Consider the following 25,297-nt stretch of genomic DNA (forward strand, 5'->3'; position numbering starts at 1 on the left):
GCTACTAAATAAATATTTTACAGAGGCATTTTTTTCCGCACTAATTTCATCAACTCTTTTTCAAATTTTCCAAAGACAAGTTCTCTACTAAAAAACTCTACTACATTATTTTGCATTGCTAAACGGAGCTCATTATCAGTAGTTAGCCTTTCAACAGATTCTAAAAAGGATTTTTTATCCCGCGGTCTAAAAAGAAGTCCCCTTTTTTCATTTAGAACTAGACTATTTATACCGGTTTTTAGGTCTGGGGCAACGACGACTTTCCCCTGAGAAAAAGCCTCAACAATTGATATTCCATAAGTTTCAGATTTCGAGCTTGAAGTGACAATAAGAAATTTACAATTTCTTATTAGTTCAAGTTTACTCTCCTCATCTAGGTTTGGATAAAATTCTATATTAGGTTCTTTTGAGATTTCTGATGTTCCAATGATTTTTAAAGGAAGTTTATGACCAGACAGCGCATCTATAGCAAAGTCTAAACCTTTATAGTGTGACTTTCTAGCAATGAGCAGCAAGTAGTCACCATCTGTTATCTTCTGCGTTTCATTAACTTTTATATCACTTACAAAAGAAATAACAACGCACTTATCTCTATGTAGTGAAAGAGTATCACTAGAAGAAATTAACTCATTAGAAGAGCACAGTATCGTTTCAATATTTAGTAATAAGTACTTCGTTATAATTTGATAAACGCGTCCAATGAGCCCCCATTTTATTACATCGGAGTGATAGACACAGATAACTTTTTTTTTACTTTTTAGTGATAACAGCAAAGGTAGCAAACACAGAAAGTTTGGAAGGTGAATATAAATAAGGTCAAACTCTCTCGCACTTTTTAAGATCCACCACGCCCTTTTTAGATAAAAGAACTTTCCATCAAGGCCAAAATTTACAGAAGGGCCCCCATGACCTCTAACGATGTTCAATACTTTGTCACTATGATTTTCATGAGATTTTTGAATTGTTCTCACTACAGTTTCAATCCCTCCGTAATAATTAGAGGGATTAAATTTTGCAAGCTGTAGAACTTTCATTAGATATTATTTTTTTACTTGATTAAGAATGGCGTACGATGAAAGTAATGTAGCAAGAACGCCTATTAAACTTGTATAGTAGGCCCTATTCTCATAAAATCTTGTCTTTTTAATGAAGATTGTATCACCTGGCTTTAACTTATGTTCATAGGCTTCTTTGGTCCCACCTGTTGTTAAGTCAAAGTCCTTACTCTCTAAAACTTTACCATTCTTCGTCGTTACTTTTACACTTTCTAAGTCGGCAGTAGAAGTGAGCCCTCCGGCCAATGAAATACCACTAATTAAAGTTGTGTTGACAGGGACGTAGTGTAATCCTGACTTTTGTACCTCTCCCCAAAAATGAACAGGGACTAGAGGTTTTCCTTTAGAAGTCGGCGAATAGTAAATTGAGCCAGGGTTCTTTTTTAAATCCTTCACTTCTGACGGAAGTGCAAGATCATTTAATGATATTGAGTCATTCGCATATGAATTGAACGACAAAGTAATAAGAATAAACCAAGTGATAATATTTTTAATTTTTTTCATATTAAAAGGTTAACACCAGAGACAAATACTCTCAAGATAAATTAAAGACAAACCGCTTTCTCTAAAACAACTGTAAAATCGTAGAAAAGTCCTCTACGTAGGCTGGAGAAATATAAGTCTGCTATAACTCTATTTCCTTTAAACGTAAAAGAGCTATTGACCAAAAAGTCTACTTTTGATCTTCTATAATTCGAATTGATATAAAGTAAATCCTCATCCATCTTAAATGTTACTACATCTTGCGTTATACTCCACTGCCCCTTACTTAGAGGTAAGACTAAATTTGAAAATCCATACCAAGGTGAATTATAACCATTGAAAACAGAGATGATCATTGTTTCAAGTCTTTGCTCTGTTTCTAAGTCTCGATAATACTCATTATGAACGGTATAAACTTGCGACTCAGAGTTTTCGGGATTTGGTCCTTGAACAATATCTTGTCCATCAATTTGAATCGTTTTGTAACAACCGGCCAATTTATCTGTAGCCAAAATACTTGTGGATAAGAGGTATAAAAGAATTAAGGTTTTGATTTTCACATTATCTCCATGTTGGAAATATTTTAAACCTAATTTGAAATGTACACTAATAACTTTTTCTAACACTAAAAAAAGGCCTCTCGTTTTGAGAGGCCTTTTTTACACTATCTATAACTTATATTTTATAGATAAACTCAACATTGCGACCAGCTGACTTTTTAATCTCAACTGAACTAGAGTTCACACGCACTCTGACTGCAACTTCTTTTTTATTTTTAAAGTATCTCTTTATAAAAGACTTTATTAACTTATCTGAGCTTTTAGAAGTTTCTTCACTCATTACTAACTTCCAATCATCCTCATCTACAGCGACGAGAGAAAACTTTGCAATTGATCCAGAAGATACCTGAACTCTAATATTTATCTCAGAGTCTCTTTCTAAATTCTCTCCTGTTACAAATGCATTCTTCATATCAGAAGCGTATTGCTTATCGCCTCTCTCTACTACAGCAGCTCCAGCTCCATTCACCTCTTGAGTAACGATGTATACTTCTTCATCATCATTATCTCCCTCTGGTCTTGTGTAAGTCGCTTCACTCTTATCATTTCCTTCAGTAAGAATCACATAATCAGGAGCTAACTCATTTCTAAATCCACCCTTTACGATTTCTTCAGTTTTAGGATGAGAGTAGTTTTCCAAGAGTCCAGCATCTACGTAGTAAATACCTTTCATCTTATCTTCATCAACTCTATATACATTACCAGACGTACTTGTCTTCGCTTCTCTAGAACTTAAGTCTTCACCAGGAGTAAAGTTGTACATAGTTGGATAATTATCAACGCTAAAAGTTCCTTCTTCAATCCATCTATCTTTCCCAACACCTCTAGAAAGAACAGAGCTCTTATCAGCAGAGAAGTTCGTTGTAGAATATGCATTATTCTTTGTAAGGATATAATCCCAAGAATCATGCTCAAAAGTATACTTCGAACGATTCTTATCTAGTAAAGCTTCCTTAGCGTATACCTTAATGATTGGCGTACCTACTGGAAGTAATTCTCTTAAATAAGCAATTGCCTCATTATTCAATCTTGAACAACCCGAGCTTCTAGGGTTTGCAATTAGATTTATACTAAACTTCTTAGTGGCCTTAATAAGCTTATCCTTATCACTTCCCCACCCAATAGTTCCATGAGTCCACTGCGAATGATGATTAGGTCCAACCCAAGCTGTATACCATCCAAATGCTCCACGCATATCACCTTTTCTATCATCACCAATGACTGGCATATATCTACTTTTAAACCACTTTAAAAAACCAGACCCTGCCTTAGGTGGCTCCGGATAAGAATCTCGATACCAAGAAGGATAATGTCCAGCATGATCTTGGTAAAACTTCCACCAATCAGTTATTCTAAAAGAACCAACAATTGATCTTGTCTCTTTAGTATTCTCACCAACTGCCATCTCTGTTTCCATAACCATCTTATGATTACAAACCTTCTGAGCATTACAAATATTTTCGTAAACACGAAGTCTTTCTGTCGCTAGATTTTGGATAACAAAGTATTTCCCCTTAAAATCTCTATAGTCTTCAATTGACTCAGATAAATATTTAAGAGAAACAAAGAATTTCTCGGAATCTAAAATATTGTGATAACTCTTCTTTCGAAATGTTATTTGAACATAACCTGACTTGCCACTTATCCCGTCAAAAGACACTACAGTAACTTTATCATGTCTAGAAAGAAGACCTAATCGCGCCCCACTCTCATTTCTCACGGCTAAAGCGGCCGTAGTATAATAGTTCTGACCGAGAACTAGCTCATCAACTGAAGTCATAGACCCCATCATTTTTTCATAGACTGCAGAACCAGTATTTGGATACTCTTCTTGCTTAGCACCACAACCTGTGGCCAACATGCCAGTTACAGCTAGCAGCATCAATGGCTTATTCATATAATTCTCCTAAAATGCGTGTGAAACATTTAAATTTTAGGAGAAAGTACAACAAACAACACATCGCGTCAAAAGATTTAACCCCACGATGTAAACATTACAGCATCTAAATGGCTGATATTACTAAGCAGCACTCTTTCTAAGCCGATACTCTTCCAGCAGGATCTCCCACTCGGGCGTATTCTTCTTTAAAGTAAAAAGTTTAAGATGATTTCTTGCCTTACGCTGGCGAGAGGTGAGTTTACTTTTCTTACAACGTACTAACTCTTTAGAATTCTTTTTTCTCATATAAAAGACCTCCACTTGTTATTCTCATTATACGCCTCTCAAAGACACATCGCAACATTCCTCAACATCCATAATCAAACTAATGGTAAATATTAGATTAATTTAAGTTTTTTGTTGAAGTTTCGTATAACTAACATTAAATTCACACAACACATTATAAAGGACTTGTTCTTGAAAGCTATCTTAACAATATTTACACTTTCACTTTTCACTTTCCATGCAAATGCTTTGTCTTCAAAGTGTGAATCAAAATGGGGAAAAATAGAGTCTAACAAGTCAATCAAATCAAAGTATTCCAACCTAAGAAATATATGTGATCTTGAAGCAAAGATGATCATTGGAAAAATGGTTAGAAACTCTAGCTCAATTTCCTACAAGAGCGCAAAAGTTCAAATGTTTAAAAACTTAGATCATCACGATGGAAAAGTATGTTCAGTATACTCTAAGGAGTGCTTAAGTACACGAAGAGTACCAAACCACAGAGAAATGAACGCAGAACACACTTGGCCAAAGTCAAAGGGAGCAAGTAAGAAACCTGCCGTAAGTGATCTTCATCACCTATTCCCATGTAACTCCGAAGTTAATTCAATCCGTTCTAGTTACCCATTTTGTGAAGTAACTACCACAGATTGGACAAATAATATGTCTGCACTTGGTAAAGATAAAGACGGTACAACTTGTTTTGAGCCACCAAAAGAACATAGAGGTAATATTGCAAGAGCTATGTTCTACTTCTCTGCTAGATATCAAATGAAAATTGATCCTAAACAAGAAGCTTGGTTTAAGAAGTGGAATAAAGAAGATCCAGTTGACCAAGAAGAAATTGATAGAAATCAAGCTGTCTCTAGAATCCAAAAGAATACAAACCCTTTTATAGACCAGCCTGAGCTTGTAGACATTATTTCAAACTTCTAATTAAAAGTAAGGAGTTTACTCAATCTGACTAAACTCCCTTCATGGATTTACATTCTTGTAAGTGTATTCTTCTCAGTGTGATGAAAAATAGAATCTCTCCCTTTCATTAAGATTTGAGTATCCTCATCATAAGAAAATGAATTCTCGTTATTTTTAGTTATTTTTAAATCATAAGCGACAGTTTTGAACTCTTCATTTAAAAAAATATTTGAACAGATTCCATAGGTCTCACTACCTAGCTTTGCATGAACTTCAAAGCTATTGGCATCGCTACTAACAGTTCCACCGGCCAAGACACTCACTCCCCTTGGAACTACAAATGACTTCATCACCTGTTTGTTTTCATTATCCCAAATGAAATAGCCTACTTCTTCATGAAAAGGATCATCATCTCCTTCTTCCCACGCCATAGTACTATAACGAAGAACACCTAATACCTGTTCATGATTTTCAACATCATCTATTTGCTCAAACCTGTAAACTTGTTTGAATTTAGTATTCTCAGTATCTCTATCAGGTGAAGGGGCCGTATTTTCACCTGTAAAGTCTTCTCCACTCGACCAGAGTCCGACGAGATAAGACAGTGGACCTAAACTTTTCTTTTCATTACTCATATATTCTCCTATTTAAGAATATGATAACAAAATCAGCTGAATCCTCCACAACAAATCTATTATACCTACAGCGACCATACGCATCGTTTCAATTTCGAGAAAGTCCGATAGGATTAGTGCAATTTTCAACACACTATTTTAGGAGTTCTCGATGAGAAAACTAGCAATACTAGTCGCTATTTGCGCAATTGCAACAGCTTGTAATAAGCAAGGACCGAGCAAAAAAACTTTTGTTTACTGTTCTGAAGGAAGTCCAACTGCTTTTAACCCACAAATCACGTCTGATGGCACATCAAACAACGCATCGGCCCATACTATTTATAACAGATTAGTAGAATTTGAGTACGGCTCTACTAAAATAACCCCAGCTCTTGCGCAGAGCTGGAGTATTTCGGAAGATAAACTTGAATATACTTTTAACCTAAGAAAAGGCGTAAAGTTTCACACAACTAAATACTTTACTCCAACAAGAGAATTGAATGCAGATGATGTGATTTTTTCTTTTGATAGAATGAGAGTATCTACACACCCGTATTACAAAGTAAGTGGTGGTACTTATGAGTACTTCAACGGAATGGATATGGGTAACCTTATTAAAGATATTGTTAAACTCTCTGATCATTCTATTAAGATCGTTCTAAATAAACCTGAGGCTCCATTTCTTGCAAATATGGCCATGAGCTTTATGAGTATTCTTTCAAAAGAATACGCCGATACTCTTATCGCAGCTGATACTAAAGATAAAATTGATAACTTTCCTATTGGAACAGGCCCATTCTCTTTTTCTTCATATCAAAAAGATAATATTATTAAGTACAACTCTTTTAAAGATCACTTCGCCGGTGCACCAAAAGTTGATAGACTTGCATTTGCAATAACTCCAGATGCTTCAGTTCGTTACCAGAAATTAAAAATTGGAGAATGTCATTTAGTTATTGAGCCTTCTCCAGCAGATATAAACTCAATGAGAGATAATAAAGAGATCTCTTTGCTTGAAGGACCTGGCCTTAATGTTGGTTACCTTGCAATGAATACTCAAAAAAAGCCTTTCGATAATTTAAAAGTTAGACAGGCCATTAATCACGCTCTTAATAAGAGTGCATATATCGATGCAATTTACCTAGGTCATGCAAAAGCTGCAAAGAATCCACTTCCTCCTACTATTTGGTCATATAACAACTCTGTTGTTGATTACGACTATAATATTGAAAAAGCGAAATCTCTTTTAAAAGAAGCTGGCTTTGCCAATGGATTTGAAACTGAAATCTGGACTCTTCCAGTAACTCGTCCTTACAATCCAAATGGTAAGAAGATGGGTGAAATGATGCAAGCAGATCTTGAAAAAGTTGGCATCAAAGTAAAACTCATTTCATATGAATGGCCAACATATTTAAAGAAGTCATCTGCAGGAGAACACGCTATGGTTCAACTTGGTTGGACAGGAGATAACGGTGACCCAGACAACTTTCTCTACACTCTTCTTGGTTGCTCGGCAGTTGAAGCAGGCTCGAACTATGCGAGATGGTGTAATAAAGATTTTGAAGATCTTGTAGTAAAGGCAAAAAGAGTTACTGACCTAAGCGAAAGAACTGAGCTTTATGAAAGAGCGCAAACAGTATTTAAATCACAGGCCCCTTGGGTTCCTATTGCACACTCTATTATCTTTAGAGCCATGAGTTCAAAAGTAATAGGCTATAAAATAGATCCTCTTGGCGGAGATATTTTCAAGACGGTGGATTTAAAGTAATGCTAAAATTTCTTTTTAAAAAACTTCTAGACTTAATCCCTACTTTAGTAGGGATTTCTATTTTATCGTTTGTTTTAATAAGGCTTGTTCCTGGGGATCCAGTAATGCTCATGCTTGGTGAAAGAGGGGCCGACCCAGAAGTCTACTCACGAATGAAGAGCGAGCTTGGACTTGATCAACCAATGTACAAGCAATACGCGACTTTTATAGGCAATGCGATCCAAGGGGATCTTGGAAAGAGTATTATCTCTAAAAGATCAGTGGTAGATGAGTTCTTCTCACGCTTTCCCGCCACACTAGAACTTGGGATATGCTCTCTTATCTTTGCGGCGCTATTAGGCATCCCCTTTGGCATTCTAGCAGCAGTTAAAAGAAACTCCTTCTATGATTACTTCTTAATGGGTGGCTCCCTTGTCGGCTACTCTATGCCTATTTTTTGGTGGGGCCTTATCCTCATATTATTCTTCTCTGTCCAACTAGGAATTACTCCTGTCTCGGGAAGAATTGGAATAATGTTTGAAGTAGAAACTGTAACAGGTTTCATGCTTATAGATACTCTTCTACCACAGACTCTTAATGAAGAAGGTATTGGACCTTTTCTTTCGGCCCTATCTCACTTAGTACTTCCTGCTATAGCAATGGGGACGATTCCTCTTGCTGTAATGGCTAGAATGACACGATCAAGTATGCTAGAAGTTCTTGGAGAGGATTACATAAGAACTGCTAAAGCAAAGGGACTACCAATACGAAAAATTATAGGTATTCATGCCCTAAGGAATGCTCTCATTCCAATTGTTACCATTATTGGACTTATGTTCGGTTCAATTATTACAGGGGCAATTCTTACAGAAACCATATTCTCTTGGCCTGGTATTGGAAAATGGCTTGTTGCAAGTATTAACGGTAGAGACTATCCAGTGATTCAAGGTGGAATTCTCTTTATCGCTACAATGATTGTTATTATTAATTTACTCGTAGACTTAGTTTACGCAGTTGCTAATCCAAAGATGAGGTCTTAAATGGACCAAGTAAATGTAGAAGAAAAACTAGACCACCCTATTGTTGAATTTTGGCAATATTTTTCTCAAAACAGAGGAGCTGTTTTTGGACTTGCTCTAATAGTATTCTTTACTATTTTAGCTATACTTGCGCCTTTGATCTCTCCTTTTGATCCAACGTCTATTGATCCGACAAATCTTAGAATACCTCCTTCATTTTCAGCAGGAGGAAATCCTCTATTTGTTTTTGGTACAGATGATGTTGGTCGAGACCTTCTAAGCAGACTTATTTATGGAGCAAGAATCTCGATGATGATTGGTTTTTTCGTTGTCATTATCTCTTGTAGCATTGGAGTCTTTCTAGGCCTCTTATCAGGGTATTACGGAGGAATGATCGATAGAACGATTATGAGATTTATAGATATTCTAATGGCCTTTCCATCAATTCTACTGGCAATTGTCGTAGTTTCTGTAATGGGTCCAGGAATCTCGAATGCCATCATCGCAGTGGCCATCGTATCCATACCAGGCTTTACAAGAATCGTTAGAGCTTCAGTGCTTGCAGAGAAGAAAAAGCAATATGTGATGGCCTCAAAAACTTTTGGTGCTAGCTCGCTGAGAATAATGTTTATAGAAATACTTCCAAACTGCATGGCCCCGCTTATTGTTCAGGCATCACTAGGATTTAGTGATGGTATCTTAAATGCTGCGGCCCTTGGTTTTTTAGGACTGGGCGCCCAAGCCCCTACTCCAGAGTGGGGAACAATGTTAGCAGATGCACGTCCATTTATTGAAAGTTCTCCTTGGATGGTAACACTACCTGGGCTTTGTATTCTTTTTGTGGTTTTAGGATTTAATCTCTTTGGAGATGGTCTAAGAGATGCACTCGACCCAAGACTTAAGAGGTAATAATGCTTTTAGAAATAGATAAATTAAATTTAAAATTTAAAACCTCAAAAGGCACTATCCATGCCATTAGAGATTTAAGCTTTTCGCTTAACCAAGGAGAAACCCTTGGGATCGTTGGTGAATCCGGTTGTGGGAAATCAATTACTAATTTAGCAATAATGGGACTGCTTCCAGATACGGCAGAACTTTCTGCAAGTAAGCTTCACTTTGAAGGTAATGACTTACTCTCTTTAAAAGAAAAACAGTGGCAAGCTCTAAGAGGCGGAGATATTGCGATGATCTTTCAAGATCCAATGACTGCACTCAACCCATCTTTCACAGTTGGTTATCAAATAGAAGAAACTCTCGCCTTGCACAGAACCGATCTTACAAAAAATCAGAGAAAAGAATTTGTTTTTGATTTGCTAGATCAAGTTGGAATTCCTGCTCCAAGAGAGAGAGCAAAGTCTTATGCACACGAACTCTCCGGTGGAATGAGTCAAAGAGTAATGATTGCCCAAGCAATTGCTTGCAATCCTAAACTTCTCATTGCAGATGAGCCAACGACGGCGCTCGACGTTACAATTCAAGACCAAATTTTAAAACTCCTAAAAGATATTCAAGCTAAGAATAATATGGCCATGATACTAGTAACCCACGACCTAGGTGTCGTTGCTGAAAACTCTGATCGTATTCAGGTAATGTATGCAGGGGAAGTTATTGAAACAGGTAGCGCAAGAGACATAATCGAAACGCCACAACACCCATATACTAATGGTCTACTTAGCTCTTTACCAGGCAAGTCTAAAGGTGGTTTTCGATCGAAACTTCCTTCTATTGCAGGCATGGTTCCTGACCTAAGAGCGCGTCCATCAGGGTGCCAGTTTAATCCGCGTTGTGAGTATCAAACAGAACAGTGTTTAAAAGAGATGCCTTCACTTACGTTAGAAAATCATGCAGTAAGCTGCTTTCATCCATTAATTCAAGGTTAATTATGATTTTAGAAGTAAAAGACTTAAAAAAGCACTACCCAATTACAAAACCATTTCAAGATACAAAATATGTAAAAGCACTTGATGGAGTGAGCTTTTCAGTTTCTAAAAAGAAAACCTTAGGTATTGTTGGTGAGTCTGGCTGTGGAAAATCGACACTTGCAAAAACACTAATGGGACTTGAATCTAAAACTGATGGGTCAATATCATTTGAACAAAAAGATATATTTTCTCTTGAGTCTAAGGACTTCAGAAAAGCTATTCAAATGATTTTCCAAGACCCATACTCTTCACTAAATCCACGTAAAAAAGCCTGGCAGTTAATTAGTGAACCTCTAATGATTAATACAGAACTTTCTAAACAAGAGTGTTTCAATCAGGCCATTTCTCTAATGGAAAAAGTTGGTCTAAGAAAAGAGATGGCCGAACGTTATCCACATATGTTTAGTGGTGGTCAAAGACAAAGACTTGGGATTGCAAGAGCGCTTGCTCTACACCCAAAGGTTCTAATTTGTGATGAACCAGTCTCAGCATTAGATGTTTCTATTCAAGCACAAGTTCTAAACCTACTAATGCAACTGCAAGATGAGCTTGAACTAACATATCTCTTTATTTCTCATGACCTTCATGTAGTAAATCATATAAGTGATGAAATCCTAGTTATGTATCTAGGAAAGATAGTTGAATATGGCCCAAGAGAGAAAGTATTTGATAATCCGATTCATCCTTACACAAAAGCACTCATTGCAAGTTCTCCAAGCGTAAGCGTTGATAAGAATAAACATGAGCCTATTACGGGAGAGCTTCCTTCTCCATTAAACCCTCCTACGGGTTGTGCATTTCATAAGAGATGTCCAATAGCGACGCAGAAATGTTCGCAGCAAACTCCTCCCTTAGAAAGTAAAGAAGGTCGTATGACAGCGTGTTTCGAGGTATAAGAAACACGTTTTTGCAAATTCACTTTGAAAAAAATACAGTGTAGTGCCATTAAGTCTACTGACTTATGGTGCCACTCTGATACTTAATAAAGTGGTGCCAAGCGCCCCACTTTCAACAATAATGATTCCCCTTATTTGTACTCATGGTTTTTGGCATGCAAATCGCATATCTCTCAATCAAAGGCAATATTCCATGAACAGGAGAGAGACAAATGAGATCAAATTTGATTATGGCAAACGCTAAAAAGTACACAGAAACAATCAGCGTATTAATTCTATTAACACTACTTACTAGTATTAATGCATACGCATTAGAGAGAACACTTCTTTCAATAACTAATGATGAGAATTCCAATACTTTTAAAATGGTCATCGACACCAATGAGAATGAAGATATTGAGAAGTTCTACAAAGATACATTTGATGCTAAAGCAAAGAGGATCGAGCGCAAGCTGATAGCTCTAGATAGAATGGAAAGAGGTGTCAATATTGAAAAGATAGATGGTCACGAAATAGTTAATTTAAAAAGTGATAATTTCGCTTCCCATAATGGTGGTAACCTAGAGCTAGACACCCTCTACAATGGAGCGAAAGGAACAAGAAAGTCTTACCAATTAGAACTTGATCGAATTGGTGATTCTTGGGAAGTTCTAAAAAATGGAAAAAAGGTTTCCGTGCTTCACCTAAAATCCAACAAAGTTTTTCTACTTGGAACAGTTGGAATTAAAGATATACAGGTAAAAAAGTGAGTTCAATCAATTACAGAGTGGTGGTTAACACCACTCTTATTTATATCTATGCGGCCTTAGGAATAAATAAGTCATTACTTATTTCTGATTCAAAAATAGTTTCTAACATTTCTACAAAGTGTCCAAAGAGCTGATGTGTATTCTGTGAAGAACCAACTACTTCAATTTCAGAATATGGAATAAAGAAGAAATATTCGTTTCCATTACTGAAACTCGCATTTTCTAAATTACCGTCTCTTCTGATAGAGCTTCCATGAATATTAATATACTGCTCATGAGCATCACCAGAAGCATTAAAGCTTAGAACATCCTCACGATTCTTAATCTTTGCAAAACTCTCTAAATTGAGGGGTAGCTTAATGTCATTACAATTCGTAACTTTTTCAAAACTATGACCATTTATAGCAATAATAATTCCTTTCTTGGAAAATTGAGTAATCCTTAGGTCTACTCTTGAAAGTGGACAATGATCAACTTCCCCTGTTAATTCAATATCAGCGCTAACTCTAAAGTCTCTTAAAGGAAAGTAACTTGTGAGTAACTTTTTAAATACAAATAAAGAATAAGTTTCTTTATCCATCCATCTCATAGAAGTTAAAGAGATATATGGACCCGATTCATGATGAAGAGAGACTTGAGTATTACTTTGTAAAGTATGCCATGTCATTTTCAATCGTGGGTCCAAATAAGAAGTATATAACTCATAGAGGTTGGATTTAACTGTCTCTAAATTTCTTTGATACCAAATAGGATAGCTTTTTAAGAACTCTAATCCTTTTTCAAGTAACTCAATTTTAGAAGAATCATTTAGTATATTTTCTCTCTGAATAAGGCATGACTTATTCCAATTCGCCCAGTGGAATTTCAACTGACCATTATCGCTCAATTGAAGCTCCTTATCGAGATCACTTTCTTCAAAATAATTTTTAAGCTCGCCTACGCGTGCCTTTTTAGAATTAGCCATTATCTAAATATATAGACATTTGAATATTTTAGAACCCTAAAATTAATTTTTAGTTTTTTCCTCCTCTTATTAAAGACTTAGCAATAAGGTTTATCATTTCTTAGAACATATAAAAAGTCTGATAATTGCCCACTATATGTGGTCTTAAGAATAAATTTAGTCATTTTGTTTAGACTATAAACGATAGGTCGGTATATCGATTATTAATTCTGGAGGAAAGATGTCCCTTAATATTGAACTACTACGCTCTTCGTTTGAAAAAGTTAAACCAATGGCCTCTGATGTCGCAGATAAATTCTATGAGTTTCTATGGAGTGACTACCCAGGGTCCAAGGCCTTATTTGAAGGTGTAGATATGAATAGGCAGAAGAAGGCACTACTTGGTTCACTAGTATATATCGTTGATCACTTAGAATCAGAGAAATTAGTTCCTTATTTAAAGAGTATGGGTTCGAGGCATTTAGACTATAATACAGAACCCGAACACTATGATTTAGTAGGCGCTAGCCTTATTAAAACATTTGCTTTCTTTTTTGATGATGAATGGAGTGATGAACTCAATCAAGCATGGAGCGACGCCTACGGTGTAATTAGCTCGACAATGATCGCCGGAGCAAAGGAAAGCGTTAAAGAAGAAAAAGAAGCAGAGAAAATGGATATAAGAGAGTACACAAAGAAGCTTTGTGAAGAGCTAGTTGCTGAAGTCATCGAAGAAGAGCTAGAGAATTTAGTTAAAGAGATAGCTCGACCAAAGATCAAACAACTTATCTTGAAAACACTTGAAGAAGAGTCCAAGAACCTTCTTCGAAAACCTCTTAACGTCTAAAAAGTTCTGCCTCGAAAGAGGCAGAATTACTTCATCGACACAAATACATTTTCATTCTAAAATAGTAAGATATGAGTGCCTTTGATGCTTTAAAACAAAATTCACTTAGCTTTAAACTGCTTCCAATATCTATAAGAGAGCTTTTCTTTTTACAGGAAACTCCCTGTGATATTTTTGGTATGTCGGATGGTCTCTATAAACTCATTCTAAGAGAAAGATCTTATATAAATTCGCAAGTTCTAAAAGATTTAATCGCTAGAAACCACTCCATTGTATTTGTACATCAAGAAAAACGCAGCCAACTCATGGAACTTCAACAGAATAACCTGCGTACAGTGACGAGATCTTTATCAATTGGAGATCCTATTGAAAAAGGACGCAAGCAACTTGGTCTACTAACTCTAAATATGAGTTACCTCTATGAAGATCCTACTAATGATGAAACTCTAAAGCTACAACTACAGTCAGTAAAGAATCTGGGCTCGTTCCTCTATGAAAGACCAGAGATTCACGAAAAACTTTATCATGACTATCTAAAACAAAAGCATCATTTTATTTTTGCACAACCTCTTCTTTCTTCATTATTTCTGGTTGGAATTCTAAAATTAAGCCATATATATAGTTATAAAGAAGTAGAGAGTTTATTTGTAACCAGTTACTTCAAAGATATCGGAATGAGCGTTATTCCGACAGAAAAGTACGATCAACAAAACCTGACTGAAGAAGAGCGCTCTCTCTTAAGCTCTCATCCAAAAACAAGCGTTCAAATACTACAAGGAAGAATACAGCTATCACCTGCTCATTTTGGAATTATGGAAAATCACCATCTCTTCTCACTACTCAAAAAAGACTTACATGTGCCAGACACCTCTAAACTTGACGAAAAGAGTGCGAAAATGATTAGTGGGTTTGAAACGATGATTATCTCCGTTACAGATGTTATTGCTGCCATGATTACCCCAAGACCTTATCGAGAGGCCACAAGCCTCTTTGATGCCTTAGAGCTCTCAAAAATTCTTATTTCAGATGACTACCCTGGCGAATTTAAACTTATAGTTAATTATTTCAAAAGTATGTTCTTTAAGAAGTAAGACATTAACCGACCAAAATGCTCTAACTCTTTAATTTTATTTAATTTTCTCTTTTACATTTCGTAATCATTATTCGAGAATAAATGTAAGAGGAAATATTTGCACGGAAAGTGAATCCAACCTCGGCTCAGTATTTTATTCGTTTATCGTTCTAAGGAGGGAACATGGCGGCACAACAAGAAGTAAGTCCTGTAACAGGGATTATCGATGAATGCCTGGTCGTAATAGACTTTGGTGAACACGAAGGTAAGTCAGTTTTAGAAGTGGCAGATACTCAGCCCGAATTCTATGACTTCCTAATAGAAAGCCGTGAAGGTGGTCAATGTATGATACGTAGATCAAAAGACAAGTGCTTTAGGCTCTATGTCTCTTCAACTCTTCAGTAGATAAAAGAAAAATTAATCAATAAAATAAACCCCGCCTTTGAGTGGGGTTTATTTTTTGTAAAATATGCTATTCTTTATTAATGAAAAAAATATTTAAAATCTCAGTACTTCTAGGCGCACTATTTATAATTACTGCTACGGCCTCATTCTTCTTCTTTCTAAGTAAAATACCTAGTGAACAGGATTTAGAAAAAAGTATTAACGAAGATCAAACTCCTATTGCGAGAGTTCGAAATTCAAAGACTTTCTCTCAATTTTCAAACTTCAAAGGAGTAAACAATCTGACTCAAGAACAAAGGGATGCTATTAAAATTCCTCTTGAGAATATTGAAGAAGTTTTCAAAACCCTCAAAGAACTACAAGACAACCACTATAGAATTGATATTTGTAATCAACTAGAAAATAAGATTCAAGATTATGAAGTTAAAACACCAGGACTCTCCTATTTCTTTAGAGGCTCTTATGATGGATCAAATTCAAGACAAAGACATATTCTAGGAGAGATATACTCTGCACCTTGGTATTATGTTGCACGCTACGATGCTTTCCAGCAGCTCTACAAAGTCATCTCTGATGCGTTTAGAGCAAATATTTATGACGGGACTAAACTTAGTATTACAAAGAGTGAAATATTAATTTTAGGAACGAAGGTGACTTCTCAAGCGGCCCTTAATCATGATGAAATTGTCGTTGCAATTGATAAGTCTCACCACTTACTCAAAATGGTTAAACTCATTCAATACAAAAAAGACAATAAGTACGATAGTGAAATTCGTGAATACTGCGACAATGTTGAAGAGAGTATTATTGAAGAAAATGATTTCGACTACATCGCCGGATACAATAATTTATTAGAAATGTACGGTGCTAAAGAAGAAGAGTTTCTAACTCAGGAGCAAAGAAAGGGAGTTGATTTAGGGATGACTATTAACTTCGGTTGGCTTAGACCAAAAATTTCAGATACATTCAGCAGCAAGAAAGAAAAGATAATCAAAACAATAGAGTCAGACATAAATAAATAGTCTGACTCATAAAAGATTATTTACCGCTAACTAAACCTCTACCTCTTGGGTCTGAGACTCCATGAAGCCTCCCCTTTTCAAAAGCAATCGCTTGAATTCGACATCCTAAGTCTTTATATTCAATTTCATGTCTCATGCGTTTTAGGTCTTTTATTGTACCTTCAGGCAGTCCACTTTTTTCAACATAGAGAATATTTGGTTTCCACTGGTGATGAACTCTTGTTGCCGAGATCGATTCATAAAGTGGCATCTCATGATCTAGGTAATTCATAATCGTTTGAACGACGCATGTGAGAATTCGAGTCCCTGAAGGAGTTCCTAATCCTAAAATTGCCTTTCCGTCTTTTACTACAATTGTTGGAGACATAGAACTCAAAGGTCGCTTTTCCGGCTTAACTAAATTCTTCTCCCCTCCAACTGCACCAAAGAGATTATTCGCTCCTGGCTTTGTTGCAAAGTCATCCATTTCATTATTAAGTAATATACCTGTACCAGGAACTACTACTCCTGATCCCAAGTATCCATTTAAAGTTTGAGTAGAAACAAAGACATTTCCTTTGCCATCAGCAATAGTAAAGTGTGTAGTCTCATTTGATTCATGTCTCTTTAGAACTTCTTTTCCACTTTTAATATCAAATTTAAATGGATCGCTTGAATTTGCCCAAAGATCATTTAGAGCTTGGTTTTCAGGAATTGAATATCTTAGATCTTTTGCATAATCTAATGAAGTAAGTCCATTTACTGGAACATAAGTAAAATCAGCATCCCCTAAGTACTTCGCTCTATCAGAGAATGCAGTCTGCATAGCAGAGGCCCTTAAATGTACTGTCTTTGAATGCTGAACTCCATAAGTCGCAAGGTCATCATTTCTGAGAATATTTAAAATCTGAATAATGTGTACTCCACCAGAGCTAGGTGGACTCATAGAGAAAATTTTATGTCCACGATACTCAGCACTAACTGGGTCACGATATTTAACATTGTACTTATCTAAGTCTTTTTGAGTAACTAATCCGTTAAGCCTTTCATATTCAGCTACAATAGACTTTGCAACCCAACCTTTATAGAAACCGTCACGTCCATTTTTTGCTATTGTAGAAAGTGTTTTAGCTAAGTCTCTTTGGACTAACTTATCTCCAAGCTTAAGAATCTCTCCTTTTTCATTACAAAATATATCGCACGTCGCTTTATACCTTTTAATGATATTCTCTCTTTTAGATATGGCCTTTGCCAATTCTGGATAAATAACGAAGCCATTTCTTGCAAGTGCTATAGCATCGGCGAGAACAACATTTAACGGTAAAGACCCATGTTCTCTATGAAGTTCAAGCATTCCAGCAACCATTCCAGGAACACCTGCAGAGAAAATACCGTCTAAAGACATACGGGCTATAACCTCACCTTTGTCATCTAAAAACATTTTATCATGAGCTTTTAAAGGTGCCTTCTCTCTAAAGTCCACGGTTAAAGGAAAGTCTTTATTTCTTTTAACATCATGATATAGAGCAAATCCTCCTCCACCAACTCCCGTTGACTGAGGTCTTTCAACAGCAAGAACAAAAGAAGCTGCTACGGCAGCATCAATTATATTTCCCTTTAACTCAAACATTTTGTGAGCTGACATAGAGGCGAATTTCCCCTGAGTACTTATGAGAAAATCATCTCCCCATTTTTCATGATCCTCTTTAACCTGTCCCTCACCAAGTGATACATGACGAACTTCTTTTTCGTACGGTGTAGTCTTCTGTAAGTTAGAACAAGAACTTATAGTAAATAATAATAGTATATTTAGATATTTCACGACTTCTCCTTAAAGAGAACTATTCTAACGAGTTCGAAAGGAGCTGACTAGAAATAGTCTATACATCGGAAGCGCTCACGATAAATCACTGAAATTACATACAAAATATCTCATCTAGGCCAAAGAAGATAATGATCTAACACAATCCTAACAAAGCAAGTCTCAAGAACTGATATAAATAGTCAACTAAACATAAGCTTTAAGGAGCAATCAATGAAAAGAGTTTTATCTCTACTACTTGTACTTTTTTTATCAGCTAATACATCAGCATTAGTTAAAGTTAACGGGGCCGGTGCTTCATTTCCGTACCCAATATATTCAAAATGGTTTTCGGAGTATAAGAAAGTTGCAACTGACACAGAATTTAATTATCAAGCAATTGGTTCTGGTGGAGGTATCAGACAACTAATTAAACAAACAGTAGACTTTGGTGCCTCCGATGCCCCAATGAAAGAGAAAGATATTAAAAAAGCAGCATGGCCTGTAAAACATATTCCAACTGTTCTAGGAGCAGTAGCGGTTGCCTACAATTTAGAAATTGGAGACGTAAAGCTTGATGGACAAACTTTGGCAGATATCTTCATGGGAAAAATCTCAAAGTGGAATCACCCTTCAATTGCTAAACTCAATAAAGGACTATCTCTTCCTGCTCAAGATATACTAGTTGTAAGAAGAGCAGATGGGTCGGGAACAACGGCAATCTTTTCAGACTACCTTTCTACTATTTCACCAAGCTGGGAAAAAAATATCGGTAGAGGAAAGTCTTTAAAGTGGCCATCGGGAATTGGAGCAAAAGGAAATGATGGTGTAACTGCAATTATCAAACAAACTCAAGGAGCAATTGGATATATTGAATTGGCCTATGCATTGAAGAACAATATTAATACAGTTGCCCTAAAAAATGATGCTGGGGAATTTGTTAAGCCATCTGTAAAAGGTGTTTCTCTTTCTGCAGATACATTAAAAGGTAAAGATTCTAAAGTAACAGTCTCTATAGTAAATGCAAAAGGAAAAGGAGTTTATCCTATCTCAGCATTTACTTATATACTCTTGCCTGTAAAAGAAGAGACACAACAATTAAAAGAAGTTAAAAAGTTTTTAAAGTGGGCATTAACAGATGGACAGAACATGGCAACAGATCTTCACTATGCGCCTCTTCCAAAGTCTTTAGCAAAAAGAATGCTTAAGGAGCTTTAATAAGTGGGGAAAGATTCAGGACCTCAACTAATAAACTCAGCCTCAAGTCAAATTGAAGCTGAGATTTTTAGTATTAAGAAGAAATCGATATCTTTTCAACAACAAGATAAGATTGTTTATTATCTAATAAAGACTATTTGTATTCTTGTTATTATTTTACTTATTTTACTCATTACCCTTCTAGTAAATTCATCTCTACCCGCAATGAAGGAGTTTGGTTTCGGCTTTATCTCCACAGACAACTGGAACCCTGTAGAAGATGAATTTGGTGCTCTTCCATTTATCTTTGGTACTCTTGTTACATCTTTCATTGCCATTTTAATTGCAGCACCAATAAGCGTATGTGTGGCCTTATTTATTTCAGAAGTATTACCTAAGAAACTTTCCTCTTTTATCTCGCTCTTTATTGAGATGATTGCAGCAATACCTAGTATAATTTTCGGACTATGGGGAATATTCTATCTTGGTCCTTTTGTTAAAGATTTTGTATCACCATTTCTTAAGTCCACGCTTGGCTTTCTACCTCTATTTCAAGGGCCAAGCTTTGGTATAGGAATCCTTACGGCTTCAATCATATTAGCTATTATGATTATTCCGACTATTACCTCAATAAGTAGAGAAATATTTAAAACAATCCCCTCTTTACAAAAAGAAGCGGCCCTTGCGCTTGGTGCGACAAAAGTAGAAATGATAGAGCTCTCAGTACTAAAACCTTCGTTTTCAGGTATCGTTGGAGCAATTGTTCTAGGTCTTGGTCGTGCTTTAGGAGAAACAATGGCCGTAGCAATGGTGATTGGAAACTCTCCAACAATTACAGCTTCTCTATTTTCGCCTGCAGCAACAATGGCGTCAGTCATAGCGAATGAATATGCTGAAGCTGACAGTGATCTTCACTTATCAACTCTGTGTTATGTAGGAGTACTACTGTTCATAGTAACTCTTATCGTAAATACTTTTGCTAGACTTATAGTTTGGAAACAACAAGGTAGGTCTAAATGAACTACTTAAGGTACAGAAAAATTAAGAATATACTTTTCTACCTTTCTCTACTTCTAGGTGCACTAGTTACGATATTACCTCTATTTATGATCGTATCGTTTGTAATAAAGATGGGGGCTTCTTCACTAAATCTAGATTTCTTTACTCAACTTCCAAAGCCTGTTGGAGAATCAGGTGGTGGAATGAGGCATGCCATAATAGGAACCCTATATATTGTTTGTCTCGCCTCTATACTTTCAATTCCCATAGGCCTACTTTGTGGAATATATTTAAGTGAGTTTAAAAAGGGTAAAGTAGCTTCTCTTTTGAGGTTCGCAATTGACCTTTTAACAGGTGTTCCCTCCATTGTGGTCGGAATTTTTGCCTACTTAATGATTGTCGTCCCCTTTAAAGGTTTCTCCGCTATGGCGGGAGGAGTTGCTCTAAGTATAATTATTCTTCCAATCGTTTGTAGATCAAGCGAAGAAATACTTAAGCTCACCCCTAATCATATTAGAGAAGCTGGCCTCGCTCTAGGTCTTCCAAGATGGAAAGTGATATTCTTCATTATAGTAAGATCAAATTTCTCATCATTAATTACTGGAATTATGCTGGCGATCTCCAGAGCGGCAGGAGAGACTGCTCCTCTACTATTTACAGCATTTGGTAATATGTATTTAAGTTATGAAATAGACTCGCCAATGGCTTCATTACCAGTACAAATTTATAATTACGCAATCTCCCCTTTCGATGACTGGCAAAGACAGGCCTGGGCAGGTGCATTCGTTCTAATAATCCTTGTTCTTGGCATTAATTTACTTGCTAGAACAATTTTCGGTTTTAAGAAAATAAGAAATTCATTTAGTAGAGGAAATAACTAATGGAAAATATCGCTCTATCTGTAAAGGATTTAAATGTTTGGTATCATGACTTTCATGCAGTCAAAGGAATATCAGTTGATTATCCTCAAAAGACAATCTCAGCAATTATTGGACCATCTGGGTGCGGAAAGTCTACCTACCTGCGCTGCCTCAATCGAATTCATGAAGAAGTTCCTGGAGCAAAAGCAAAAGGACAAATCATTCTAGAAGGAAGAGATATTCTTAATAATAAGGTTGACCCAGTTGAATTGCGACAGAAAATAGGGATGGTATTTCAAAAGCCAAATCCATTTCCAGCAATGAGTATTTTTGAAAATGTTATTATTGGTTTAAAGCTACAAGGAATAAAGAATAAATCAACGCTAATGAATGTTGCTGAAAACTGCTTAAAGAAAGCCGCGCTCTGGGACGAGGTTAAAGATATTCTATCAAGACCAGGAACAAGTCTCTCAGGAGGACAGCAACAAAGGCTATGTATTGCTCGAGCTTTAGCAGTTAATCCACAAGTTTTATTAATGGATGAACCTACTTCAGCTTTAGATCCAATTGCTTCTGCAAAAATTGAAGAACTCATGACTGAGCTCAAAAATGATTACACTGTTATAGTTGTGACACACAATATGCAGCAAGCTGCAAGAGTTGCAGACTATACGAGCTTCTTTGTTCTAGGCGACTTAATTGAGCATGACTTAAGCTCGAATATTTTCACTAATCCAAAACAACAAAAAACAGAAGATTATATAACTGGACGATTTGGTTAAGAGGTAGAAATGAATATTACAAGTGAAGACCTAAGAGATATGGCCTTAAAAATGGCATCTGTTGTAGAAACGATTCTAGACAAATCGCTAAAGGTTGAAACAACTAAAAAAGAAGTATTTGCTCTTGAAAATGAAATCAACAAGTACCATACAACTATTGATGACAATGTATTTAAATATATCGCTCTTAAAAATCCTACGGCCAAGGACCTCAGACTTGCCCTGTCTGTAATGAAAATAAACTCTGAACTAGAAAGAATTGGTGACCAAGCAGTCAACATCAAGAGAAACTTAAAAAAAGTTAGCTCTGCCCTAGCTTCAATTGAGGGACTTAGTGAAGATGTAAAAATGATGGTTAAAAATAGTATAGATGCCTTTGTTAAACTTGATTCTAAACTCGCGACAGATGTTATACAGCATGATCAAGAGGTTAATGAGCAATATAGAGATATAATGGCAGAATTTATTAAGAAGATGAAATCAGATACAGTTAACTTTGATGATGGTTTCTATATTATAAGAGTTGCAAAGTGTCTTGAAAGAATTGGAGATTTAACAACTAATATCGCAGAAGATATTATTTTTCTAGAATCAGGTACTGACATTAGACACAATCCCGATGTAAAATTTGGAAGACGTAAAGAAGACAAAAAGGCACAAGCGAATGAGTAAAGGACATATTCTCGTTGTAGAAGACGAAAAAGACATCTCGGATCTAATCAAGCTTCAGCTAAGCTCTAATGGATATAAAGTAACTGTCATTGATAATGGTTCAGAAGCTATTGAGCTCGTTCAAACTCATCCGTCTCAACGAACGGATACAACTCCAATTGATTTATTTGTACTTGATAGAATGCTACCTGGTATCAACGGCCAAGATATTTGTAAATTCTTACGAGTTTTTAAACATACTAAGCAATCTCCTATTCTTATGGTCACAGCTTTATCTAGCACTGAGCATATTGTTGAAGGTCTTGATGCTGGAGCTGATGACTATATTACGAAGCCATTCGACATTAGTATTTTATTAGCGAGAGTAAGATCACTATTGCGTAGGTCAGATCTTTTGAGTTCGCAAGGCCCAAACGAAGATATTCTTTCATTAGGACCAGTCACATTAGACAAGGATCAATGCAAGGTATCCCTTAAAGGTAGCCCAATTGACTTAACTCTTAGTGAATATAAGCTCATGGTTGCTTTTTTACAGCAACCTGGAAAAGTCTTAACACGTAATCAACTAGTCGAGTTTATTCAAGATGGCCCTGTGCACGTAACAGATAGAACTATTGACACTCACATATTTGGCTTAAGAAAGAAGCTTAATGAGTACTCGGACATGATTGAAACAATTCGAGGAATTGGCTATAGAGTTAAGAATGATCTCTAAATCAATTTACGAAAAATTCTTATCTACTATTCCATGGAGATATTTTAAAAAAATAGCAATCTCTCAATTATTTCTAATGCTATTTATTGTTTTCACTACTGCGATAACTTCTCGATACTACATTAAAGTTTATATAACAAATCAGTCTAAAAATCAGCTCATTGAATCAATTGAGCTCATCAAACACTCACTCATCACTCAAGGTATCGAGCCTTTAAAATGGTGCCAATCTCTGAAAATGAATTGGAAAACCAGATATACACTCATACACTCTTCAGGAAAAGTTGTATGCGATAATTACCTTGATATTGAAAACCTAGATAATCATCTAGATAGACCTGAAGTACAAGAAGCTCTTGTTAAAGAAGTTGGTACTTCAATTAGATATAGTGAAAGTACTAATTATGACATGATCTATGGTGCAGGAACGATTTCTCACCCTATCACTAAGACCTTTTACATTATTCGCCAATCTGTTCCCTTAAGTGAAATATCAATTGCGATGAAAAAGCTTGATCGCTCTATTGCACTCTTCCTTATTCCACTACTTTTAGTTTCGGCCTTTATTAGCCTTTATACATCAATTCAAGTTGCATCTCCTCTAAAGTCTTTACTTAAGAAGATTTCCGAATTCGAAAACTTAACTATTACCTCTAAACATTTTGAAAGCTCATTAACTATCGATGACGAGTGGCACTTTGTAGAAAGAACTTTAGATAAAGCTGAAGATCAACTTGAAAAATTTATTGGTGAACTGCAGCTACAAAATAAAAAGTTCTCTATTTTAATGGACTCAATATCAGACTCTATTTTAGCTATTGATAAAGATGGACGTGTTTTATTTATAAATAAGAGATATATCAAAACTTTTGGTAACTCCCATAATAAAGATGCTAAGGACACTAAACTTGTTGAACTTACGCGTTCTATAGAAATCCAAAGAATTTTCAATCAATGCTTAAGTGAGAAGAAAGTTGTAAAATTAAGAAGCGTCGAACTCAGAACAACTTCAAGTAATGCTTGGTTCGATCTAACAACAAGCCCACTTATTGGAGAAAATAATGAAATATTAGGGGCCGTTTGCAGCTTTAATAATATCTCCGATAGAAAACTTGCTGATCAAATGCGAGAAGACTTTGTAACAAACGTGTCACACGAGGTTAGAACTCCACTGACAGCGATGAAGGGCTATGTTCAAATATTGTCTTCACAAAAAGAGCTACAGAGTAATGAATTAACGAAAGAGGCCTTAGAGAAAATAGAACATAACTCAAATAGGCTCACTGTTTTATTTCAAGAGATTTTAAATCTATCCTTGATAGAATCTCTAAATAAAATAAATAAGACCGAAATAATTGCTGAAGATATAAGTTCACAAGTCCTCGCAAATCTTAGATTAGTGCATCCGCAAAAGTCTAAAAAAATTGAAACGATTATAAATGTTGAAAAACTATGGGCTGACCCAAATCTTCTAGAGCAGGTTCTTACGAACTTAATAGATAATATCTACAAGTACGGCAATGATAATGGCCTCATTAGAATTAGCTGGAATAAAGAAGCGTCTAATATCATTCTAATAATAGAAGACGATGGCCCTGGAATAGACTCTAAGCACCACGGCCGTGTTTTTGAACGATTCTATAGAGTTGACTCTTCTAGGTCGAGTCAGCTAGGTGGAACAGGACTTGGGCTTAGTATTGTTAAGCACATTATTCAAAAGCATCAGGGTGATATTAAAATCTCCTCAAATTCTCTTGGAGGAACTTCATTTAGAGTTATTCTTCCTCAAAAGAGCCCGTTTTAGACACAAGGCATTATTACTTTCTACACACTAAATTTAAGATGAATCTTATTCAATAATGTGATCAATTCCATACTC

Annotated in this window: 26 protein-coding genes; 18 read left to right on the forward strand and 8 right to left on the reverse strand. The window is 36.0% G+C overall.

Annotated features, from left to right (window positions below; genetic code table 11):
* Positions 1-17: 17 nt before the first annotated feature.
* The 5 genes from DPQ89_RS00730 to DPQ89_RS18395 form a co-directional block, all read right to left on the reverse strand.
* The gene (locus tag DPQ89_RS00730; RefSeq protein ID WP_127714149.1) at positions 18-1,034 is read right to left on the reverse strand and encodes a glycosyltransferase; all 1,017 of its coding nucleotides are present in this window, start codon (positions 1,032-1,034) and stop codon (positions 18-20) included.
* 6 nt (positions 1,035-1,040) lie between these two features.
* On the reverse strand, positions 1,041-1,559 hold the full coding sequence (locus DPQ89_RS00735; RefSeq protein ID WP_127714151.1) for an SLBB domain-containing protein: 519 nt from the start codon (positions 1,557-1,559) through the stop codon (positions 1,041-1,043).
* Between the two features lie 41 nt (positions 1,560-1,600).
* The gene (locus DPQ89_RS00740) at positions 1,601-2,098 is read right to left on the reverse strand and encodes a hypothetical protein (protein WP_127714153.1); all 498 of its coding nucleotides are present in this window, start codon (positions 2,096-2,098) and stop codon (positions 1,601-1,603) included.
* 115 nt (positions 2,099-2,213) lie between these two features.
* A complete protein-coding gene (locus DPQ89_RS00745) occupies positions 2,214-3,995 on the reverse strand; it encodes a L,D-transpeptidase (RefSeq protein ID WP_127714155.1) in 1,782 nt (593 codons plus the stop codon).
* A gap of 123 nt (positions 3,996-4,118) precedes the next feature.
* A complete protein-coding gene (locus DPQ89_RS18395; protein WP_164848205.1) occupies positions 4,119-4,283 on the reverse strand; it encodes a hypothetical protein in 165 nt (54 codons plus the stop codon).
* A gap of 171 nt (positions 4,284-4,454) precedes the next feature.
* On the opposite strand from DPQ89_RS18395, the gene DPQ89_RS00750 reads away from it, so the two are divergent.
* Positions 4,455-5,198, forward strand: a complete 744-nt coding sequence (locus tag DPQ89_RS00750; protein WP_127714157.1) for an endonuclease I family protein — start codon at positions 4,455-4,457, stop codon at positions 5,196-5,198.
* Positions 5,199-5,245: 47 nt separating this feature from the next.
* Here DPQ89_RS00750 and DPQ89_RS00755 read toward each other — a convergent pair whose 3' ends face one another.
* Positions 5,246-5,812: a heme-binding beta-barrel domain-containing protein gene (locus tag DPQ89_RS00755; protein WP_127714159.1), complete on the reverse strand. Its 567-nt coding sequence runs from the start codon at positions 5,810-5,812 to the stop codon at positions 5,246-5,248.
* Positions 5,813-5,963: 151 nt separating this feature from the next.
* On the opposite strand from DPQ89_RS00755, the gene DPQ89_RS00760 reads away from it, so the two are divergent.
* From DPQ89_RS00760 to DPQ89_RS00785, 6 genes are all read left to right on the forward strand, one after another.
* The gene (locus DPQ89_RS00760) at positions 5,964-7,559 is read left to right on the forward strand and encodes an ABC transporter substrate-binding protein (RefSeq protein WP_127714161.1); all 1,596 of its coding nucleotides are present in this window, start codon (positions 5,964-5,966) and stop codon (positions 7,557-7,559) included.
* Positions 7,559-8,578, forward strand: a complete 1,020-nt coding sequence (locus DPQ89_RS00765) for an ABC transporter permease (RefSeq protein WP_127714163.1) — start codon at positions 7,559-7,561, stop codon at positions 8,576-8,578. Before DPQ89_RS00760 ends, DPQ89_RS00765 begins: the two co-directional genes overlap by 1 nt.
* Entirely contained in the window at positions 8,579-9,466 is an 888-nt protein-coding gene (locus tag DPQ89_RS00770; protein ID WP_127714165.1) for an ABC transporter permease, read from the forward strand.
* Positions 9,466-10,437, forward strand: a complete 972-nt coding sequence (locus tag DPQ89_RS00775; RefSeq protein ID WP_127714167.1) for an ABC transporter ATP-binding protein — start codon at positions 9,466-9,468, stop codon at positions 10,435-10,437. The genes DPQ89_RS00770 and DPQ89_RS00775 overlap by 1 nt, the downstream gene beginning before the upstream one ends.
* Before the next feature lie 2 nt (positions 10,438-10,439).
* Positions 10,440-11,375, forward strand: a complete 936-nt coding sequence (locus DPQ89_RS00780; RefSeq protein WP_127714169.1) for an ABC transporter ATP-binding protein — start codon at positions 10,440-10,442, stop codon at positions 11,373-11,375.
* A gap of 212 nt (positions 11,376-11,587) precedes the next feature.
* Positions 11,588-12,124, forward strand: coding sequence for a hypothetical protein (locus DPQ89_RS00785; protein ID WP_127714171.1), 537 nt, complete (start codon positions 11,588-11,590; stop codon positions 12,122-12,124).
* 46 nt (positions 12,125-12,170) lie between these two features.
* On the opposite strand, the gene DPQ89_RS00790 is transcribed toward DPQ89_RS00785, so the two are convergent.
* Positions 12,171-13,088 (reverse strand): hypothetical protein, encoded by a 918-nt coding sequence (locus tag DPQ89_RS00790; RefSeq protein WP_127714173.1) that lies wholly within the window; start codon positions 13,086-13,088, stop codon positions 12,171-12,173.
* 220 nt (positions 13,089-13,308) lie between these two features.
* Between DPQ89_RS00790 and DPQ89_RS00795 the strand changes: the two genes are divergently transcribed.
* The 4 genes from DPQ89_RS00795 (at position 13,309) to DPQ89_RS00810 (ending at position 16,413) form a co-directional block, all read left to right on the forward strand.
* Entirely contained in the window at positions 13,309-13,914 is a 606-nt protein-coding gene (locus DPQ89_RS00795) for a globin family protein (protein WP_127714175.1), read from the forward strand.
* 71 nt (positions 13,915-13,985) lie between these two features.
* Positions 13,986-15,005 carry a hypothetical protein gene (locus DPQ89_RS00800; protein WP_127714177.1) on the forward strand — a complete coding sequence of 340 codons (1,020 nt, stop codon included), beginning with the start codon at positions 13,986-13,988 and terminating at the stop codon, positions 15,003-15,005.
* Positions 15,006-15,169: 164 nt separating this feature from the next.
* Positions 15,170-15,391: a hypothetical protein gene (locus tag DPQ89_RS00805; RefSeq protein WP_127714179.1), complete on the forward strand. Its 222-nt coding sequence runs from the start codon at positions 15,170-15,172 to the stop codon at positions 15,389-15,391.
* Positions 15,392-15,471: 80 nt separating this feature from the next.
* On the forward strand, positions 15,472-16,413 hold the full coding sequence (locus DPQ89_RS00810) for a hypothetical protein (RefSeq protein ID WP_127714181.1): 942 nt from the start codon (positions 15,472-15,474) through the stop codon (positions 16,411-16,413).
* A 16-nt stretch (positions 16,414-16,429) separates the two neighbouring features.
* Here the strand turns inward: DPQ89_RS00810 and ggt are convergent, their stop codons facing one another.
* Entirely contained in the window at positions 16,430-18,214 is a 1,785-nt protein-coding gene (ggt, locus tag DPQ89_RS00815) for a gamma-glutamyltransferase (RefSeq protein ID WP_127714183.1), read from the reverse strand.
* Positions 18,215-18,427: 213 nt separating this feature from the next.
* Here ggt and pstS point away from each other — a divergent pair, with 213 nt between their 5' ends.
* Genes pstS through DPQ89_RS00850 form a run of 7 tightly spaced genes read left to right on the forward strand, consistent with a single transcriptional unit; the run spans position 18,428 to position 25,222 of the window.
* Positions 18,428-19,411 carry a phosphate ABC transporter substrate-binding protein PstS gene (gene pstS, locus DPQ89_RS00820; protein ID WP_127714185.1) on the forward strand — a complete coding sequence of 328 codons (984 nt, stop codon included), beginning with the start codon at positions 18,428-18,430 and terminating at the stop codon, positions 19,409-19,411.
* Between the two features lie 3 nt (positions 19,412-19,414).
* On the forward strand, positions 19,415-20,410 hold the full coding sequence (gene pstC, locus DPQ89_RS00825) for a phosphate ABC transporter permease subunit PstC (RefSeq protein ID WP_241558764.1): 996 nt from the start codon (positions 19,415-19,417) through the stop codon (positions 20,408-20,410).
* Positions 20,407-21,270 (forward strand): phosphate ABC transporter permease PstA, encoded by an 864-nt coding sequence (pstA, locus tag DPQ89_RS00830; RefSeq protein WP_127714187.1) that lies wholly within the window; start codon positions 20,407-20,409, stop codon positions 21,268-21,270. Before pstC ends, pstA begins: the two co-directional genes overlap by 4 nt.
* Positions 21,270-22,031 (forward strand): phosphate ABC transporter ATP-binding protein PstB, encoded by a 762-nt coding sequence (gene pstB, locus DPQ89_RS00835; protein WP_206611123.1) that lies wholly within the window; start codon positions 21,270-21,272, stop codon positions 22,029-22,031. The genes pstA and pstB overlap by 1 nt, the downstream gene beginning before the upstream one ends.
* A gap of 9 nt (positions 22,032-22,040) precedes the next feature.
* Complete coding sequence (gene phoU / locus DPQ89_RS00840) at positions 22,041-22,703, forward strand: phosphate signaling complex protein PhoU (protein WP_127714189.1); 663 nt, start codon at positions 22,041-22,043, stop codon at positions 22,701-22,703.
* Positions 22,696-23,418, forward strand: a complete 723-nt coding sequence (locus DPQ89_RS00845) for a response regulator transcription factor (protein WP_127714191.1) — start codon at positions 22,696-22,698, stop codon at positions 23,416-23,418. Before phoU ends, DPQ89_RS00845 begins: the two co-directional genes overlap by 8 nt.
* Positions 23,408-25,222 (forward strand): ATP-binding protein, encoded by a 1,815-nt coding sequence (locus tag DPQ89_RS00850; protein WP_127714193.1) that lies wholly within the window; start codon positions 23,408-23,410, stop codon positions 25,220-25,222. The genes DPQ89_RS00845 and DPQ89_RS00850 overlap by 11 nt, the downstream gene beginning before the upstream one ends.
* Positions 25,223-25,297: the final 75 nt, after the last annotated feature.

Origin of the sequence: Halobacteriovorax sp. HLS (assembly GCF_004006665.1) — a bacterium.
In the GTDB taxonomy this organism is placed as follows: domain Bacteria; phylum Bdellovibrionota; class Bacteriovoracia; order Bacteriovoracales; family Bacteriovoracaceae; genus Halobacteriovorax.

Bases quoted from the DNA above. Each gene is read 5' to 3' on its own strand.
- DPQ89_RS00730 (WP_127714149.1), bottom strand. From the start codon at position 1,034: ATGAAAGTTCTACAGCTTGCAAAATTTAATCCCTCTAATTATTACGGA.
- DPQ89_RS00735 (WP_127714151.1), bottom strand. From the start codon at position 1,559: ATGAAAAAAATTAAAAATATTATCACTTGGTTTATTCTTATTACTTTG.
- DPQ89_RS00745 (WP_127714155.1), bottom strand. From the start codon at position 3,995: ATGAATAAGCCATTGATGCTGCTAGCTGTAACTGGCATGTTGGCCACA.
- DPQ89_RS18395 (WP_164848205.1), bottom strand. From the start codon at position 4,283: ATGAGAAAAAAGAATTCTAAAGAGTTAGTACGTTGTAAGAAAAGTAAA.
- DPQ89_RS00755 (WP_127714159.1), bottom strand. From the start codon at position 5,812: ATGAGTAATGAAAAGAAAAGTTTAGGTCCACTGTCTTATCTCGTCGGA.
- DPQ89_RS00760 (WP_127714161.1), top strand. From the start codon at position 5,964: ATGAGAAAACTAGCAATACTAGTCGCTATTTGCGCAATTGCAACAGCT.
- DPQ89_RS00765 (WP_127714163.1), top strand. From the start codon at position 7,559: ATGCTAAAATTTCTTTTTAAAAAACTTCTAGACTTAATCCCTACTTTA.
- DPQ89_RS00770 (WP_127714165.1), top strand. From the start codon at position 8,579: ATGGACCAAGTAAATGTAGAAGAAAAACTAGACCACCCTATTGTTGAA.
- DPQ89_RS00780 (WP_127714169.1), top strand. From the start codon at position 10,440: ATGATTTTAGAAGTAAAAGACTTAAAAAAGCACTACCCAATTACAAAA.
- DPQ89_RS00785 (WP_127714171.1), top strand. From the start codon at position 11,588: ATGAGATCAAATTTGATTATGGCAAACGCTAAAAAGTACACAGAAACA.
- DPQ89_RS00790 (WP_127714173.1), bottom strand. From the start codon at position 13,088: ATGGCTAATTCTAAAAAGGCACGCGTAGGCGAGCTTAAAAATTATTTT.
- DPQ89_RS00795 (WP_127714175.1), top strand. From the start codon at position 13,309: ATGTCCCTTAATATTGAACTACTACGCTCTTCGTTTGAAAAAGTTAAA.
- DPQ89_RS00800 (WP_127714177.1), top strand. From the start codon at position 13,986: ATGAGTGCCTTTGATGCTTTAAAACAAAATTCACTTAGCTTTAAACTG.
- DPQ89_RS00805 (WP_127714179.1), top strand. From the start codon at position 15,170: ATGGCGGCACAACAAGAAGTAAGTCCTGTAACAGGGATTATCGATGAA.
- DPQ89_RS00810 (WP_127714181.1), top strand. From the start codon at position 15,472: ATGAAAAAAATATTTAAAATCTCAGTACTTCTAGGCGCACTATTTATA.
- pstS (WP_127714185.1), top strand. From the start codon at position 18,428: ATGAAAAGAGTTTTATCTCTACTACTTGTACTTTTTTTATCAGCTAAT.
- pstA (WP_127714187.1), top strand. From the start codon at position 20,407: ATGAACTACTTAAGGTACAGAAAAATTAAGAATATACTTTTCTACCTT.
- pstB (WP_206611123.1), top strand. From the start codon at position 21,270: ATGGAAAATATCGCTCTATCTGTAAAGGATTTAAATGTTTGGTATCAT.
- phoU (WP_127714189.1), top strand. From the start codon at position 22,041: ATGAATATTACAAGTGAAGACCTAAGAGATATGGCCTTAAAAATGGCA.
- DPQ89_RS00845 (WP_127714191.1), top strand. From the start codon at position 22,696: ATGAGTAAAGGACATATTCTCGTTGTAGAAGACGAAAAAGACATCTCG.
- DPQ89_RS00850 (WP_127714193.1), top strand. From the start codon at position 23,408: ATGATCTCTAAATCAATTTACGAAAAATTCTTATCTACTATTCCATGG.